The 16207-nt window shown below is 72.5% G+C and carries 17 protein-coding genes, 1 tRNA gene, 1 pseudogene and 1 riboswitch; of the genes and pseudogenes, 8 read left to right on the top strand and 11 right to left on the bottom strand.

Features of this window, described 5'->3' with window-relative positions; translation table 11 throughout:
- Positions 1-101: 101 nt before the first annotated feature.
- Together J4N02_RS11300 and J4N02_RS11295 are read right to left on the bottom strand one after the other, a co-directional pair.
- A complete protein-coding gene (locus J4N02_RS11300) occupies positions 102-836 on the bottom strand; it encodes a type 1 glutamine amidotransferase (protein ID WP_182817852.1) in 735 nt (244 codons plus the stop codon).
- Positions 833-2149, bottom strand: a complete 1317-nt coding sequence (locus tag J4N02_RS11295) for a MurT ligase domain-containing protein (protein WP_375539340.1) — start codon at positions 2147-2149, stop codon at positions 833-835. Before J4N02_RS11295 ends, J4N02_RS11300 begins: the two co-directional genes overlap by 4 nt.
- Before the next feature lie 58 nt (positions 2150-2207).
- Here J4N02_RS11295 and J4N02_RS11290 point away from each other — a divergent pair, with 58 nt between their 5' ends.
- A complete protein-coding gene (locus tag J4N02_RS11290; protein WP_188333036.1) occupies positions 2208-3098 on the top strand; it encodes an alpha/beta fold hydrolase in 891 nt (296 codons plus the stop codon).
- On the opposite strand, the gene J4N02_RS11285 is transcribed toward J4N02_RS11290, so the two are convergent.
- The 6 genes and pseudogenes from J4N02_RS11285 to J4N02_RS17435 all read right to left on the bottom strand — a co-directional run.
- Positions 3076-4020, bottom strand: coding sequence for an ABC transporter substrate-binding protein (locus tag J4N02_RS11285; RefSeq protein WP_188333035.1), 945 nt, complete (start codon positions 4018-4020; stop codon positions 3076-3078). The two genes, J4N02_RS11290 and J4N02_RS11285, sit on opposite strands and share 23 nt — an antisense overlap.
- A 22-nt stretch (positions 4021-4042) precedes the next feature.
- Positions 4043-4708 (bottom strand): ABC transporter permease, encoded by a 666-nt coding sequence (locus tag J4N02_RS11280; protein WP_188333034.1) that lies wholly within the window; start codon positions 4706-4708, stop codon positions 4043-4045.
- Complete coding sequence (locus J4N02_RS11275; protein WP_188333033.1) at positions 4705-5382, bottom strand: ABC transporter permease; 678 nt, start codon at positions 5380-5382, stop codon at positions 4705-4707. The genes J4N02_RS11280 and J4N02_RS11275 overlap by 4 nt, the downstream gene beginning before the upstream one ends.
- Complete coding sequence (locus J4N02_RS11270) at positions 5379-6209, bottom strand: ABC transporter ATP-binding protein (RefSeq protein WP_188333032.1); 831 nt, start codon at positions 6207-6209, stop codon at positions 5379-5381. The genes J4N02_RS11275 and J4N02_RS11270 overlap by 4 nt, the downstream gene beginning before the upstream one ends.
- A 72-nt stretch (positions 6210-6281) precedes the next feature.
- A complete protein-coding gene (locus tag J4N02_RS17440) occupies positions 6282-6599 on the bottom strand; it encodes a catalase-related domain-containing protein (RefSeq protein ID WP_375539341.1) in 318 nt (105 codons plus the stop codon).
- 84 nt (positions 6600-6683) lie between these two features.
- Positions 6684-7166 (bottom strand): annotated as a pseudogene (locus J4N02_RS17435) (catalase); the annotation flags it as partial.
- A gap of 72 nt (positions 7167-7238) precedes the next feature.
- Here J4N02_RS17435 and J4N02_RS11260 point away from each other — a divergent pair.
- Together J4N02_RS11260 and J4N02_RS11250 are read left to right on the top strand one after the other, a co-directional pair.
- The gene (locus J4N02_RS11260) at positions 7239-8447 is read left to right on the top strand and encodes a DUF480 domain-containing protein (RefSeq protein ID WP_188333031.1); all 1209 of its coding nucleotides are present in this window, start codon (positions 7239-7241) and stop codon (positions 8445-8447) included.
- 336 nt (positions 8448-8783) lie between these two features.
- Positions 8784-9311, top strand: coding sequence for a hypothetical protein (locus J4N02_RS11250; RefSeq protein ID WP_188333030.1), 528 nt, complete (start codon positions 8784-8786; stop codon positions 9309-9311).
- A 176-nt stretch (positions 9312-9487) separates the two neighbouring features.
- Here J4N02_RS11250 and J4N02_RS11245 read toward each other — a convergent pair.
- Together J4N02_RS11245 and orn are read right to left on the bottom strand one after the other, a co-directional pair.
- Positions 9488-9563 (bottom strand) — tRNA-His (locus tag J4N02_RS11245).
- A 95-nt stretch (positions 9564-9658) separates the two neighbouring features.
- Positions 9659-10309 (bottom strand): oligoribonuclease, encoded by a 651-nt coding sequence (orn, locus tag J4N02_RS11240; RefSeq protein WP_182818454.1) that lies wholly within the window; start codon positions 10307-10309, stop codon positions 9659-9661.
- A gap of 36 nt (positions 10310-10345) precedes the next feature.
- Positions 10346-10480: riboswitch (cobalamin riboswitch) on the top strand.
- An 83-nt stretch (positions 10481-10563) separates the two neighbouring features.
- Between orn and J4N02_RS11235 the strand changes: the two genes are divergently transcribed.
- The 5 genes from J4N02_RS11235 (at position 10564) to ppk2 (ending at position 15004) form a co-directional block, all read left to right on the top strand.
- Positions 10564-11559, top strand: coding sequence for an ABC transporter substrate-binding protein (locus J4N02_RS11235; RefSeq protein ID WP_208090948.1), 996 nt, complete (start codon positions 10564-10566; stop codon positions 11557-11559).
- The gene (locus J4N02_RS11230; protein ID WP_188333028.1) at positions 11556-12638 is read left to right on the top strand and encodes an iron ABC transporter permease; all 1083 of its coding nucleotides are present in this window, start codon (positions 11556-11558) and stop codon (positions 12636-12638) included. Before J4N02_RS11235 ends, J4N02_RS11230 begins: the two co-directional genes overlap by 4 nt.
- Entirely contained in the window at positions 12635-13426 is a 792-nt protein-coding gene (locus J4N02_RS11225) for an ABC transporter ATP-binding protein (protein WP_182818459.1), read from the top strand. The genes J4N02_RS11230 and J4N02_RS11225 overlap by 4 nt, the downstream gene beginning before the upstream one ends.
- A complete protein-coding gene (gene cobO, locus J4N02_RS11220; protein ID WP_188333027.1) occupies positions 13423-13989 on the top strand; it encodes a cob(I)yrinic acid a,c-diamide adenosyltransferase in 567 nt (188 codons plus the stop codon). The genes J4N02_RS11225 and cobO overlap by 4 nt, the downstream gene beginning before the upstream one ends.
- Before the next feature lie 79 nt (positions 13990-14068).
- Complete coding sequence (gene ppk2, locus J4N02_RS11215; protein WP_188333026.1) at positions 14069-15004, top strand: polyphosphate kinase 2; 936 nt, start codon at positions 14069-14071, stop codon at positions 15002-15004.
- Positions 15005-15013: 9 nt separating this feature from the next.
- Here ppk2 and J4N02_RS11210 read toward each other — a convergent pair whose 3' ends face one another.
- A complete protein-coding gene (locus J4N02_RS11210; protein WP_243760791.1) occupies positions 15014-16201 on the bottom strand; it encodes an MFS transporter in 1188 nt (395 codons plus the stop codon).
- Positions 16202-16207: the final 6 nt, after the last annotated feature.

Raw genomic sequence — 16207 nt, 5'->3', positions numbered from 1 at the left:
GACGACCGGCGGAGGGCCGCAGGGAATCGGGAACGCCGCGGCCCCTGATCCCTCCCGGAGGAATCAGGGGCCGGTGGTCGGGGCCGAGCGCCCAGTCGGGCTCAGCGGCGGACGAACGCGAACCGCTCGGCGCGCAGTCCCTCGTGCTGCTCGGCGGCCCGGGCCAGCGGCTCGAGGGTGCGGCCCAGGGCCAGCTCGAGCAGGTGGTCGGCCAGGGCTGGGTTGCGGGCCAGCACCGGCCCGTGCGGGTAGGTGCCGATCACCCGACCGGACGCCGACACGGCCCCCTCGGTCCCGTCGCCGTTGTTGCCCACCCCGACCTCGACGCGGGCCAGCGGCGTGGCGTCCGGGCCCAGGAAGGTGTGGCCGCCGTGGTTCTCGAAGCCGGTCAGCACGTAGTCGGAGCCGTCGGGGCGCGTCCAGTGGGTCAGCACCTCGCCGACGGCGCGGGAGGCCCCGCGGCGTGTCGTCACGTCGAGGACGCCCAGTCCCTCGCGGACCTCCTCCTCGGCCCCGCCGATGGTGAAGGTGTGCCCGCAGATCTGGTAGCCGGCGCACACGGCGAACAGGACGGCGCCGGCGTCCAGCGCCCGGAACAGGCCGCCGTCGGCCCGCAGCTCGCGCACCGCGGTGGTCTGGGCGGCGTCCTCGCCGCCGCCGAGCAGGTAGATCGCGCCGTCCTCGGGCAGGGGGGTGCCGGGCTCGGCGAAGACCACCTCGGCGTCGATGCCGCGCCAGCGTGCGCGCTGCTGCAGGACGCGGGAGTTGCCCTGGTCGCCGTAGATGCCGAGCAGGGACTGGTAGACGACGACGATCTTCACGGGCGTGGGGTTCATCGCAGGCCTGCCATCTTCAGGAGCTTCTGGAACGGGGTGTAGGTCGAGATCAGGTCGACCGGCTGGGGGGCGTCCGTGACCGCGCGCAGCGCGTCGGCCAGGTCGAGGACGACCGTGTGGGAGACCTCCGCGTACTCCAGGCGCACGGCCAGGTCGTACGCGCGGGGGCCGGTGCAGACGACGTGCTTGCCGGCCAGCTGCTCGAAGTCGACGTCCCACAGCCAGCTGACGTCCTTGCCGTCGGCGGCGACCGCGTCGATCGCCAGCACCACGGTCGGGGTCGACAGCAGGGCCAGCGACTCGGCCCAGCCCGCGGGGTTCTTGCTCAGGATCAGCCGCGCCGACACGTCGCCGAACGTGGCCACCGAGAACCGGCCCGCGGGGGCCTCGACGGTGCGGAAGCCGCGCAGGGCGTCCTCGACGCCGACGCCCATCTCGACCGCCGCCGCGAGGGCGCAGGCCGCGTTCGAGACGTTGAACGAGCCGGGCACCTTGAGCTGCGGGTCGACCACACGGCCGTCGGGCAGCGCGATCAGGCCGTCGCGGACCTGGTAGTCGGGGGAGTGCTCGGTCAGCGGGCAGGAGGGGCAGTCCCAGCGGCCCTGTGGCTCGTCGGGGTTGGGGTCGACGCGCTCGAGGATGCCGCCGCAGGCGGGGCACAGCACGGCGTCGGCGGACCACTTCGAGGGGGTGTCGACCCAGATGACGCGGCGGGCCTTCTCGACGGCCCAGGTGATGAGCGGGTCGTCGGAGTTCGCGACGACGACCGGGCCGGCCTCGCCCGCGCGCTCGAGCGCCTCGCGCCAGGAGCGGGCGAGGAACTTGATCTCGTGGTTGCGGTCGAGCTGGTCGCGGCTGAAGTTGAGCATGACCAGCACCTCGGGGCGTCCGGCGGCGATCAGGTCGGCCACGACGCGCTCGTCGGTCTCGAGCACCGCGATGTCGGCGCGCGGGGCCTTGGCCAGCGCGGAGGCGATGCCGTAGTGCAGGTTGGCGCCGTCGGCGTTCGTCACCAGCCGCTGCGCGTCCCCACCGAGGCCGGCACGGATCGCGGCGGCCAGCAGGTGCGCGGTCGTCGTCTTGCCGTTGGTGCCGGTGACCGAGGCGATGCGGCGTCCCTTGACGAGGGTGCCGAACGCGCCGGGGTGCACCCGCGTCAGCACCTGCCCGCGGATCGAGGCCCCCGAGCCCTTTCCCAGCACGCGGGACGCGAGCGCGGCGGCGTCCCCCAGCACCGTGCCCGCACCCAGCCGCACGCGGTCGGTCAACGGACGTCGTGCGGGCGCGGCCCGCTTCGTCAGTTCATTCGGCACCCGCTCATTGTGCCAGCACGGCGTGTGGTGAAATGTCCCCACACGACGGGGAGGTGGCATGCGACCTGAGCGGACCACGATCGACCTGGGCTGGGGGCCCGTCTCCTACCTGGCGTGGCAGCCGGACGCCGCGGGCCAGGCCCCGGCGGTGGTGCTGCTGCACGGGGGCGGGGCGGACAACGCCTGGCTGTCCTGGGGCGGCCTCGGCGCCGCCCTCGCGGACGCCGGCCACCGCGTGTACGCCCCCGACCACCCCGGCTACGGGGAGAGCCCGCTGCCGCCGTGGCCCCACACCCAGGAGCGGCTGGTCGCCCATGTCGGCACTTTCCTGGACGCCCTCGGCCTCGACCGCGTCACCCTCGGCGGGCTCTCGATGGGCGGGGGCATGGCGCTGGGGTTCACCCTCGACCACCCCGACCGGGTGTGCGGGCTGATGCTGTTCGGCTCCTACGGGCTGGCCGACCGCCAGTACGCAGGGTTGGCCGCGATGCCGGCCCAGGCGCTGTCGTGGGTCGCGGTGCGCACCGGGGCGATGGGCCGGATCATGCGCCGGTCGGCGCGGAACCGCACCCTGATGCGGGCCAGCCTGCGCAGCATCGTGCGCAACCCGGCCGAGTGCACCCCCGAACTGTTCGACGCGGTCATGGCCGAGGTGGCCCGGCCGGACGCGTTCACCGCGTTCGAGCAGTGGCAGCGCGACCAGATCCTGCCGGGCCGGCTGCGCACCAACTACGCGCCGCGCCTCGGCGAGGTCCGGACGCCGACGCTCGTGGTCCACGGGACCCACGACTCCGGCGTCCCGGTGGCCTATGCCAAGGCGGCGGCGAAGGCCCTGCCCGACGCCACCCTGCTCGTGGTCGACGGCGCCGGGCACTGGGTGCAGCGCGACCGGCCGGAACGGGTGACCCCGGCCGTCCGCGAGTTCCTCAGGCGAGTCCCTGGGCGGTGAGCCAGTCGCGGGCGATGTCGGCCGAGCGTGCCTGCTCGTCGACGCTGCGCGCGTTGAGCTGCTGCAGCTCGGACGCCGTGAGCTTGGCGTTGACCGCCTCGATTGCGGCCGCCGCGGCGGCGTCCACCTTCTCCGACACCAGCGGCACGACGTTCTGCGGCAGGATCAGGCCCTCGGGGTCCTCCAGGACGACGAAGCCCTCCTTGGCGATGGCGGGGTCGGCGGTGTAGAGGTCGGCGACCTGCACGGTGCCGTCCTTGAGCGCGCGCACGGTCAGCGGGCCGCCCGAGTCCTCGACCGGAACCAGCTCGATGTCGACGCCGTAGGTCGCCTTCGCGCCCTCGGGGCCGTAGGGACGGGTGGCGAACTCGCTGTTGGCGGCCAGCTTCACCGGCTGCGGCGCCTTGGCGAGGTCGGCGATCGAGGCCAGACCGTGCTCGTCGGCGAAGGCCTTCGTGACCGTGTACGAGTCCTGGTCGGACGCGTCGGCCGCGGCCAGCACCCGCAGGCCGTCCGGCAGGGCGGAGGCCAGCGCCGCAGTGACGCTGGCGGCGTCGGAGACCTGGGTTTCCTTGTCGTAGTACTGCAGCAGGTTGCCGGAGTACTCGGGCAGCACGTCGATCTTCGCGGCCTCGAGCTCGGGCAGGTACACCTCGCGCTGGCCGATCTGGAACTGCCGCTCGACGGTGTAGCCGGCCTTCTCGAGGGCCTGGGCGTACAGCTCGGCGATGATCTCGTTGGAGTAGTACTGCTGCGAGCCGACGACGAGCGTGCCGCCGCCCGCCGCGGTCGTGCCGGGCGCTGCGGTGCCGGGGGCGGGTGCCGAGGACTGCAGGGGGTCGGAGGTGGAGCAGCCGGCGAGCACGCCGAGACCGCCGAGGGCGGCGAGGCCGACGAGGCGGCGGCGGGAGAGCGGGGACATGACGGGTTTCCTTTCGTGGGGGTCAGGGGTGCCGGACGCCGGCGGGCGTGGCGGCGCGCTGGAGGACGGCGAAGGCGAGGTCGCACACCAGCGCGAGGGCGACGACGAGCAGGGACGCGGCGAGCATCTGGGGGTAGTCCTGGGTCTTGAGCCCGAGGAACAGGTAGCGGCCCAGGCCGCCGGCGCCCACGTAGGCGGCCAGCGTCGCGGTGGCGATCACCTGGAGGAACGCCGACCGGACGCCGCCCACGAGCAGGGGCATGCCGAGGGGGATCTCGACGCGGGTGAGCACCTGGGCCTCGGTCATCCCGGACGCGCGGGCGCCGTCCACCGCGAGTGGGTCGACGGCCTCGACGCCGGAGTAGGCGCCGGCGAGCACCGACGGGAGCGCGAGGACGACGAAGGCGACCATCGGGCCGACCAGGCCGATGCCGAGCAGGATGCCCAGCAACGTGACGAGGCCCAGGGTCGGCAGGGCGCGGGCGGTGCCGGACAGGCCGACCGCGAGCCCGCGGCCGCGGCGGGTGTGGCCCACCCACCAGCCGGCGGGGATGCCGACGAGGCAGGCGATGAGCACGCCGGCGACCGAGTAGCCCAGGTGCTCGGCCAGGCGGGTGGCGATGCCGTCGGGGCCGGGCCAGCGGGCCGGGTCGGCGATCCAGGCGAGGGCGTCCACGAGGTACCTCATGCGCCCGCCGCCTTCGTGGCCAGGTCGGCGACCGGGCGCGGGCCGCGGCGGGTCCAGGGCAGCAGGACGCGGCCCCCGAGCACGAGCAGGGCGTCGAGCAGGAGCGCGAGCACGACCGTGGCGACGATGCCGGTCAGGACCGAGGCGATGATCCCGCGCTGGAAGCCGTCGGTGAACAGCATCCCCAGGCTCGGGATGCCGAGCACGGCGCCCACCGTGACCAGCGAGACCGTGCTGACGGCCACCACCCTCAGGCCGGCCAGCAGGGCGGGGCCGGCGAGCGGCAGGTCCACGGCGAGGAAGCGCCGGACGGCCGGGTAGCCCATGGCGTCGGCGGCGTCGAGGGCCCGCGGGTCGACCTGGCGGAGGGCGTCCGCGGCCACCGGGACGAGCAGGGCCAGCCCGTACAGCGTCAACGCGATGATGATGTTGAGCGGGTCGCGGATGCCGGTGCCGATCAACACCGGGAGCACGACGAACAACGGCAGGGACGGGATCGCGTAGAACAGCCCGGCGCCGGTGAGCAGCGGCGTCCGGAGCCAGCGCACCCGGTTGGCCAGCCAGCCCAGCGGCACCGCGAGCAGCAGGCTGAGCACGATCGGCGGGAGCGCCAGCACCAGGTGGCTGACGGTGTGGCGCCCGACGACGTCGAGGTTGGCCAGGACCCAGTTCACGGGCCGGGCTCCGTCGCCCCGGGCGGGGTCCGGCGCAGGACCCCGGCCGCGCGGCCGTGGGCGTCGACGAGGACGCCGTCACGTTCGGTCAGCTCGCGTTCGCCCCCTTCGAGGCCGAGGAAGCCGGACACGAAGGGGGAGGCCGGATTCGCCAACAACTCGGGGCCGGTGCCGCGCTGGGCGACCTTGCCGCCCTGCGCGAGCAGGATGACCTGGTCGCCCAGGCGCAGGGCCTCGTCGACGTCGTGGGTGACGAACACGATGGTCTTGGCCAGCGTCGACTGGATCCGCAGCAGCTCGTCCTGCAGCTCGCGCCGCACGAGGGGGTCGACGGCGCCGAACGGCTCGTCCATGAGCAGGATGTTGGGGTCGGCCGCCAGGCCGCGGGCGACGCCCACCCGCTGCTGCTGGCCGCCCGACAGCTGGCTGGGGTAGCGGCGTCCGAGCTTCTCCTCCAGCCCCACCAGACCCATCAGCTCCCGGGCGCGGGCGTGGGCGTCCGCCTTCGCCGTGCCGTTGAGCAGCGGGACGGTGGCGATGTTGTCCAGCACCGTGCGGTGGGGGAGCAGCCCGCCGTTCTGCATCACGTAGCCGATGCTGCGGCGCAGCCGGACCGGGTCGCGCGTGGCGATGTCGGTCCCGTCGATGGTGATGGTGCCGGAGGTCGGGTCGACCATCCGGTTCACCATGCGCAGGATCGTCGTCTTGCCGCTGCCCGAGCTGCCCAGCAACACCGTCGTGCGGTGCGGCGGGAACTGCGCGCTGAAGTCGTCGACCGCGACGGTCCCGTCGGGGTACCGCTTCGTGACGCCGGTCAGCTCGATCATGGGGTCGCCCTCGCTACTCGCTGCCGCAGTCAGTCGACCACGCCTGGGCCACCCACCCTAGCGTCCGCCCCCTCAGGGCCGGACGTCACGGTCCCAGACCCGGATGCCGCCGCAGGCCTCCCAGAACGCCTTCACCGAGGAGTCCTCGACGGCCAGGACCCCGTCGGATCCCACCGCCTCGGCCAGTCCGGCCGCCTCCAACAGCGCGGCCGCGACGGCGTGGTCCATGGGCCGGCCGCCGACCTCGAGGCCGACCGAGGGGCCGATGAGGTCCACCAGGGCCCCGCCCTTCTCGAACGCGGCGGCGATGTGGTCCTGCTCGACGGGGGTCTGGCTGTCCCAGAACAGCTTCGCCTGGCTGTAGTGGTCGGCGAACGACTCCGCACGGATGCGGCGCTTGGGGCCGACGTCGCCGTCGGGGTGGGTCGCGAAGCCGCCCGCGGTGTCGGCGCGCGGGCCACGCTCGGCGCCGGTGAACGAGTTGGGCTCGTAGTTGGCGCGCCCCTCCTGCAGCGTGCCCTGCATGTGCCCGTCCCGCTGGAAGTGCGCGACCGGGCAGCGCGGGGCGTTGACCGGCAGCTGGCTGAAGTTGGTCGAGCCGAGGCGCTTGAGCTGGGTGTCGAGGTAGCTGAAGTTGCGGCCCTGCAGGAGCGGGTCGTCGCTGAAGTCGATGCCGGGCACGATGTTCTGCGTCATGAACGCCACCTGCTCGGTCTCGGCGAACACGTTGGTGACCACGCGGTCGAGCGTGAGGCGGGCCACGACGCGGACGGGGACCAGCTCCTCGGGGATGAGCTTGGTGGGGTCGAGCACGTCGAAGTCGAAGCTGTCGGCGAAGGCGTCGTCGAAGACCTGGACGCCGAGGTCCCACTGCGGGAAGTCGCCGGCCTCGATCGCGCCGTACAGGTCGCGGCGGTGGAAGTCGGGGTCGGCGCCATTGATGGTGACCGCCTCGTCCCCCCACTCTGGCCACCCGCGTCCCGGGACGCGCCACCCCCACGGGTGACCGGGTCGCCGTACGATCGGACCATGGCCGACCTGCCCGTCCTCGACGCCCTCGACCAGCGCATCCTCGGGGCCCTGCTGGAGAAGCAGCGCACGGTGCCGGCGTCCTACCCGCTGTCGCTGAACGCCCTGCGCTCGGCGTGCAACCAGACCACGAGCCGCGATCCGGTCACCCACCACGAGGAGGCCGAGCTCGAGGAGCGCTGCCGCGACCTGATGCGCCGCGGCCTGCTGCGCGTCGTCTGGGCGGGCAAGGGCTCGCGGGTGCTGAAGCACCACCAGCTGCTGGAGGAGTCCCTCGGCCTCGACGACGAGGGCGTCGCCCTGCTGACCGTGCTGCTGCTGCGCGGCGAGCAGACCGCCGGCGAGCTGCGCACCCGCACCGAGCGCCTGCACCCCTTCGCCGACAAGGAGGCCGCCGAGTCCGCCCTGCGCCGCCTGGCGGCCGCGGACCCGCCCCTGGTGCGTGAGCTGGACCGGCGTCCGGGTGAGAAGGACCGGCGCTGGGTGCACCTGCTGGGCCCGGTGGTCCCGGACGCCGGGCCGGGCCCCGCGGTCGACCGCGAGTCGGTGCTGGCCGGGGGAGCGCAGGCGCGGGACGCCAAGGTCGTGGCCGCCTACGACACGATCGCCGAGACCTACGCCGCCGACCCGTCCTCGGAGGTGCGGCACCCCTTCGAGGCGTGGCTGCTCGACGAGGTGCCCGGCCTGGCCGAGGACTTCCCGGTCGCCGACCTGGGCTGCGGGCCCGGCCACGTCACCGCGCGGCTCGCCGAGGGCGGGGCACAGGTCGTCGGGTTCGACCCGTCGCCGGCGATGCTCGCCGCCGCCCGGGCCGCCCACCCCGGACTCGAGGTGCAGCAGGCGAGCCTCGCGCAGTTCCTGCGGCCCCGCACGGCGGAGGCCTGGGGCGTCGTCGTCGCGTGGTTCTCGCTGATCCACCTCGCGGCGTCCGAGCTGCCCGGCGCGCTGGCCACCCTGGCCCGCACGGTGCGGGTGGGGGGCTGGGTGCTGGTCGCCCTGCACGAGGGGCAGGGGATCGTCCACGGCGATGAGTGGCTGGGCCACGCCGTCGACCTCGACGTCGTGCTGCACGACCGCGCGCAGGTGGTCACCGCCGCCGAGGCCGCGGGGCTCACCGTGCTGGAGTCCTACTCGCGCGGCGCACTGCGGCCGCCGCACGGGTCGGAGCGGTTCGACCGGCTCTACGTGCTGGCCCGCCGGGACGCCTGAGCCCGGACATGATGACGGTCGAGACGGCTCAGACTTTTCTCACGGCCTCCGAGGTGGACGCGCTCGTCGGTGACCATCTGGCCCACGCGGTCGAGTCGATCATCCGGTCCTGCTCGAGCAGGGCGTGACCATCGCCGCGCGCACCCGTTCCATGTCGTGAAGTGGGCGACCGACGCGCTCGACGAGGTGCGTCGTCAAAGTGAGGCACGTCGGTTGCTTGCATGCGCGATGCGATCCAATTAGTGTGGGAAGATTCCTTCCGCGAGAGGTCCGCCGATGTATCCTCCACGAAGCATTCGACGCTTTTTGCTCGCCGCAGCGGCTCCCGTCCTGGCCGTGGCTCTGCTCGCCGGATGCGGCGGAGGTGCCGCCGAGACCACGAATGACGCCGATCCTGTCACCGAATCGACCTCCGAGCAGATCGACACTCAAGGCTCGGGCGACTCCGCGGACTCCAGTGATGCGACGCGGGTGTGCGAGGCGCTGACCGCGGTGGATCCGGATACCGTCTTCGCCGAACTCACCTTCGGCGAGCCCGAGCCGTCCTCATACCAGGTCAGGTGCAAGCTTCCGGTGACGAACGCCGAGTACGGAGCCCTGCACGCGGCGTTTGAACCGGGTGCTTTGAACCACGACGCACTCAAGCGGGATCACAGCGACAACGCGGAGATGTACCGGGAGGTCACGGGTCTGGGTGACGAGGCCTTCATCCTGAACGACACCCAGCTCCAGGTGCGCGAGGGCCAGGACGCGTGGAGGGTAGCTCTCGAGGCGTTCGTCGCCTCCAGCGGACCCTCACTGCCCAGTCCGGAAGCGATGGAAGCGGGTCTGACCGAGATCGCCCGCTCGCTTCTCGACGAGTGACCGGACCCGGGGCGAGAGAGAGCCTCGATGGCTCACTGAAGTTGCTCTCCAACGCAGCCGACGTCTACCGAGCCACGCTGACGCGCTGAGCTGGGCGGCCCAAGCACGAAAAGAGGGCCAGGCTGAACCCCCGACCAAGGGCGGCACCTTGGTCGAAAGTTCAAACCTGACCCGTTTGGGGTGAGTAACGGGACTTGAACCCGCGACATCCTGGACCACAACCAGGTGCTCTACCAGCTGAGCTATACCCACCATTGCTGCGAACAGCGAAGGACATCATAACCCGTCGGCGCGCGGTTCGCGAATCCGCGCCGCGGCGCAGCGGGAGGCACGACCACAGACTGCCTTCAGTTGACAGGCGGGCTCTCGACGGCGGGCGCCTGGGGGTGCCGGTGGCCGGTCAGGGCGCCCTGGTGGCGGCGGGCGATCGTGCGCAGGTCGGCGGCGGTCGGGCCGGGGGAGGGCACGAAGACGGCGTCACGGTAGTAGCGCAACTCCTCGATGGACTCCTGGATGTCGGCCAGCGCCCGGTGGTTGCCCGACTTGGCAGGCGAGTTGAAGTACGCCTTGCTGAACCAGCGGCGCGACAACTCCTTGATGGTGCTCACGTCGACGTTGCGGTAGTGCAAGTGGCCCTCGAGTTCGGGCATGTCCCGGGCCAGGAACGCCCGGTCGGTGCCGACGGTGTTGCCGGCCAGGGGCGCCTTACGCACCTCCGGCACCCACTCCCGCACGTAGGCGAGGACCTGGGCCTCGGCGTCCGCCATCGTCGTGCCGGTGGCGAGCTGCTCGAGCAGGCCCGAGGTGGTGTGCATGGTGCGGACGTAGTCGCCCATCGCCTCGAGCGCGGCCGGTGGCGGGGCGATGATGATGTCGACTCCCTCGCCGAGCACGTTGAGCTCGCCGTCGGTGACGAGGGCGGCCACCTCGATCAGGGCGTCCGTGCCGAGGTCGAGCCCGGTCATCTCGCAGTCGATCCACACCAGTCGGTCGTTCACGGCGACCACTCTAGGGGCAGCCCCATGTGTTAGGTTGGCCGAGGCCCCACTGCCGGTGGGGTTGTCGTGGAATCCCAGTGAAGTCCGGTGAGAATCCGGCGCTGTGCCGCAACTGTGAAGCCGACGGGAGTCGGATGAGCCAGGTCACCTGCCCACGACCACGCATTGTCCTCGGACGAAGGGCAGTTCGTGCGGCATGGACCAGTCCGTTGCAGCCGACTACTTCGTCCTCCGTACTGATCGGAGGATCACCTGTGAACCACCACCATCGCGCCATCGCGCGCGCACTCGCCGGCGTCCTGGGGTTGGCGGTGCTCGCCGCGTGCGGTGCACCCGCACCCTCGGCGTCCACCCCCGGCCCGGCCCAGTCCGCGGCCACAGCACCTGCCACCGCACCCGCCGGCGACTCCGCCTTCCCCGTCGAGGTTGCCAGCGGCGGCGCCGGCTCGACCACGACGATCACCATCGCCGAGCGTCCGGACGCGATCATCTCGCTCAGCCCGACCGCCACCGAGACCCTCTTCGCGATCGGCGCCGGCGAGCAGGTCAAGGCCGTCGACGACCAGTCCAACTTCCCCGCGGACGCCCCGCGCACTGAGCTGTCGGGCTTCACACCCAACGTCGAGGCGATCCTGGGCGAGGCGCCCGACCTGGTCGTCATGGCCCGGGCCGACGAGGACGTCGTGGCGAGCCTGGCCAAGGCGGGCGTCCCGACCCTGGTGCTGCCCTCGGCGGCGAACCTCACCGAGGCCTACGACCAGATGGAGCGCCTCGGCGCCGCCACCGGCCGCCTGGCCGAGGCGAAGGCACTGGTCGCGAAGACCGACGAGGCCATCGACGCCGCCGTCGCGAGCGTGCCCGAGCGCCAGGGCGAGACCACCTACTTCCACGAGCTCGACCCCACGCTGTACACCGTCACCGGGGGCACCTTCATCGGTGAGATCTACGGCCTGTTCGGCCTGACCAGCATCGGGGACGCCGCGGGCACCGCCGACCTCTACCCCCAGCTGTCGGAGGAGTTCGTGGTCGAGCAGGACCCGGACCTGATCTTCCTGTCCGACACCCAGTGCTGCGGGGTCACCCTCGAGCAGGTCAAGCAGCGCCCGGGCTGGGCCGGCATGGCGGCCGTCGAACACGGACGGGTGCACTCGGTCAACGAGGACATCGCCAGCCGCTGGGGCCCGCGCGTCGCCGACTTCGCCGCCTCGGTCGCCGAGCAGGTCAAGGCGTTGGAGCCGGCGCAGGCATGACGTCCTCGACCGCCCGCGCCGCCGGCGTCCCCCTCAGCGCACTCGACACCCCCGCCGTGGGGTACCGCAGGCTGCGCCGCGTCGGGGTGTGGCTGGCGGCCGGGCTGGTCCTCGTCCTCGCCCTGGTCGCCGGCGCGCTGATCGGGCCCGCCGGGCTGACCCCGGGCGGCGTCCTGCTCGAACTGGTGGGGGCACTGCCCGGCATCCACGTGGACTCGGGGCTGTCGGCGCAACAGCAGGCCATCCTGTGGCAGATCCGCCTGCCGCGCGTGGTGCTGGGCGCGCTCGTGGGCGCCACCCTGGCCGTGTCGGGCGCCGCCTACCAGGGCGTGTTCCGCAACCCGCTGGCCGACCCCTACCTGTTGGGGGTGTCGGCGGGCGCCGGCCTGGGCGCCACCATCGCGCTCACCGTGCAGGCCGGCTCCCTGTCGGTGCCCTTGTCGGCGTTCATCGGCGGGCTGCTGGCCGTCGGGGCCACCTACGCGCTGGGGTCCAGCGTCGGTGGGGGGCGCTCCTCCAGCGTCATCGTCCTGGCCGGGGTGGCCGTGGCCGCCTTCTTCAGCGCCATCCAGACCACCTGGCAGCAGTGGTTCGACGACTCGCTGCTGGCCGTCTACTCGTGGATGCTCGGCAGGCTGAGCACCAACGGCTGGAGCGATGTGCTGATGGTGCTGCCCTACGTCGTGGTCAGCTGGGTGGTGCTGCTCCTGCACCGACGCACCTTTGACGTGCTGGCCGTGGGCGACATCGAGGCGGCCAGCCTGGGCATCAACGTGCCGCGCGTCCGCCTGGTGCTGGTGCTCACGGCGACGTTGGGCACCACGGCCGTGGTGTCGGTCAGCGGCCTGATCGGCTTCGTGGGCATCATCGTGCCGCACGCGGTCCGCATCATCATGGGCGGCTCGCACCGCATCCTGCTGCCCATGGCGATGCTGTTCGGTGCGGTGTTCCTCGTCCTGGCCGACGTGGTGGCCCGGTCGCTGGTCGCCCCGGCCGAGCTGCCGATCGGCGTGGTCACCGCGCTGGTGGGCGCACCCTTCTTCCTGGTCGTGCTACGTCGCAACCGGAGGCTCACGTGACCGTCGTCGAGTGCCGGGACCTGCAGGTGCCGCGCGGCGAGCGCATCGTCATCGACGACCTGTCCCTGGTCGTGCGGGCAGGGGAGTGGGTCGCGCTCGTCGGCCCCAACGGGGCGGGGAAGACGACCTTCCTGCACGCCGTGTCTGCCCTGCTGCCCAGCAGCGGATCGCTGTCGGTGCTGGACCACGACCCCCGCACCCTGTCCCGCAAGCAACTCGCCCGGCTGGTGGCGCTCATGCCGCAGCACCCCGTGGTCCCGCCCGGCATGGTCGTGCGCGACCTCGTCATGCTCGGCCGCACCCCCTTCCTGGGCAGCTTCGCCACCGAGTCGCCGGCCGACCGGGCGGCCGTCGACGCCGAGATCGCCCACCTGGGCCTGGAGTCCCTCGTCGACCGGGCCGCCGACAGCCTCTCCGGTGGCGAGTTGCAACGCGTCATGCTGGCCCGCGCCCTGTGCCAGCAACCTCGCCTGCTGCTGCTCGACGAACCCACCAGCGCCCTCGACATCGGCCACCAGCAAGGGGTGCTGGAACTCGTCGACCGGCACCGCCGCCAGCGCGGCATCACCGTGCTGGCCGCGATGCACGACCTGACGCTGGCCGCGCAGTACGCCGACCGCGTCGTCCTGCTCGACCAGGGGCGCGTGGTGGCCGACGGCGCCCCCGAGGACGTCCTCGAACCCGACATGCTCGCCCGCACCTATGCCGCCCAGGTCGAGGTGCTGTCCCGGCCCGCCGGGCCGGCTGTCATCCCCGTCCGCGGGGCCGTAGCCAGGAGGTTGCCATGACCCAGGAACTGCCCCGCCACGACCAGGCCCCGCCCCCGGTCCGCACGGTCGACTCGATCGTCCTGGTCAACACCGGCGACGGCAAGGGCAAGTCGACCGCCGCGTTCGGCATGATCATGCGCTCGGTCGCCCGCGACTGGCCCGTGTGCGTCATCCAGTTCATGAAGTCGGGCAAGTGGCGCGCCGGCGAGGTGGTCGCGGCCCGGCAGCTGGGCGCCGAGTGGTACACCCACGGCGACGGCTTCACCTGGGAGAGCGACGACCTCGACCGGTCGGCGGGCATCGCCCGCGAGGCCTGGGCGCTGGCGGCCGAGGCGCTGGCGTCCGGTCGCTACCGGCTGGTCGTGCTCGACGAGATCACCTACGCGATCAACTACGGCTGGATCCCTGCCGACGAGGTGTGGGACGCCCTGCGCGGCCGGGCGTCCACCACCAACGTCATCTGCACCGGGCGCAACGCCCCGCCCGCACTGGTGGACCTGGCCGACACGGTCACCGAGATGCGCAACATCAAGCACGCCTACGAGTCGGGCGTCCGGGCGCGACGCGGCATCGACTACTGACCCGTGAGGGTCCCGTGGCCGGGCGTCAGTGGCTAGGCTGATGGCGTCCCCGACCGTCCCGTTCGTCAGGAGTGCACCCATGGATCCGAACAACCTCCAGGAGTTCCTCGAGGAAGCGCCGGCCCAGCGGGAGAACCTGCGGCAGTTCATCGACAAGCTCGTCAACCAGGGCTACACCGTGGGGGACGCCGAGGGTCCCGACCCGGCGCTCATCGACCCGGGCGGCCGCGCGGTCGAGACGTGGCGGGAGGACTACCCCTACGACGAGCTGCTGACCCGCGACGCGTACGAGGCCGAGAAGTACCTCCTCCAGGTCGAGCTACTGAAGCTGCAGTACTGGAGCCAGGACAACGACGTCCGCCACATCCTGCTGTTCGAGGGCCGGGACGCCGCGGGCAAGGGTGGCACGATCAAGCGCTTCACCGAGCACCTCAACCCCCGTGCCGCGCGCGTGGTGGCGCTGACCAAGCCGACCACCACCGAGCAGGGGCAGTGGTACTTCCAGCGCTACATCAACCACTTCCCGACGTCGGGCGAGATCGTGATGTTCGACCGGTCCTGGTACAACCGGGCCGGCGTCGAGCGCGTGATGGGCTTCTGCAGCGACGAGCAGTACGAGACCTTCATGCGGCAGGCGCCCGCGTTCGAGCAGATGATCATCGACGAGGGCATCCAGCTGACCAAGTTCTGGTTCTCGGTGACCCAGCGCGAGCAGCGCACCCGGTTCGCGATCCGCCAGATCGACCCCGTGCGCCGCTGGAAGCTGTCGCCGATGGACCTCGAGTCGCTGGACCGGTGGGAGGACTACACCTCCGCCAAGGAGGCGATGTTCGAGCGCACCGACACCGACCACGCCCCGTGGATCACGATCCGCTCGAACGACAAGAAGCGCGCGCGCCTCAACGCGATGCGCGCGTTCCTGAGCAAGTTCGACTACGACGGGCGCGACGACTCGGTCGTGTATGAACCCGACCCCAACATCGTGGGCCGCGGCCGCGACACGGTCGGCGACTGATCACCTCCGTCACTCCCGGCGCGGGGGCGGACCCACCCAGTACCAGAGCCACGCCCCGCCGAGCAGGCCGATCGCGCCCACGGTGAGGGCGGCGGCCGACAGGGACGCCACCGCGGCCAGCCCGCTGACGAGCAGCGGCCCCGCGGCCTGACCCAGCCCGGTGACGAGTCGCCACCCGGCGAGGAACTGGTGGCGGCCGACCGCGGGGGAGGCGTCCGAGCCCAGGGTGAGGACGATGCCCGAGCTGATGCCGTTGCCGACGCCCAGGCCCAGCGCGATCGCGGTCAGGCCGGCTGCCGTCGCGGTGAGGGGCAGCAGGCCGAAGGCGGCGCCCATGATCACCATCGCGGGGACGGCCACGGCCCGGCGGCCGAGCCGGTCCATCATCGAGCCGCCGAGGTAGAACAGGGTCAGGTCGATCGCCGAGGACGCCGCGAAGATCAGGCTCGTCTCGGCCGGCCCGAGGCCGATCTCGGCGGCCCAGAGGGGGAGCAGGGCGTCCCGCGTGGCGCGCACGAGCATGAGGGCGGCGGCGCCGATCCCGACCGTCAGCAGGGTGCGGGTGTGCGCGCGCAGCACGGACGCCATCCTGGTCGGTTCGCCGCTGTCGTGGTGTTCGGGCTCGGGGAGGTCGGGGAGCAGCGCGCTCGTGGCGGCGGCCGCCAGCGAGGTGATGATCGCCAGCCAGTAGGCGGCCCGCAGGTCGAACACGGTGACGACGGCGGCGCCGGCCAGGGGGCCGAGCAACGCGCCCACGCGGAAGACGCCGCCGAGGGTCGACAGGGCGCGGGCCCGGAACCGGAAGGGGATGAACTCGGTCAGGAAGGACTGGCGTCCGATGATGAGGACCGCGCCCGACAGGCCCATGACGAGCACCGCGGCGGCGAGCACCCACAGGTGCGTCGCGAAGCCGGCGACGGCCATGCACGCGGCGTCCAGGATGAGCGAGCCGACGATGGCGCGCCGCTCGCCCACCCGCTGGGTGAGCGCGCCCGCCGGCAGTGCGCCGAGCAGGCCGCCGATGCCGAGCAGGGCCACGACGAACGCCGCCTGGGCGGTGGTGGCGCCGAGGTCGTGCGCGGTGAGCGCGATGAGGGGCGTGACCGCCCCGAACCCGATGAACGACAGGGTCGTGGGCAGGTAGACCGAGATCGCGAGCCGGCGCCACTGCTTGCCGGAGAGCGATTCGTCGGTCACGTCGCC

It is taken from the genome of Propioniciclava sp. MC1595 (genome assembly GCF_017569205.1).
In the GTDB taxonomy this organism is placed as follows: domain Bacteria; phylum Actinomycetota; class Actinomycetes; order Propionibacteriales; family Propionibacteriaceae; genus Propioniciclava.
Note: the sequence above shows the minus strand (reverse complement) of the source record. Positions and strands in the feature narration are given on the sequence as shown.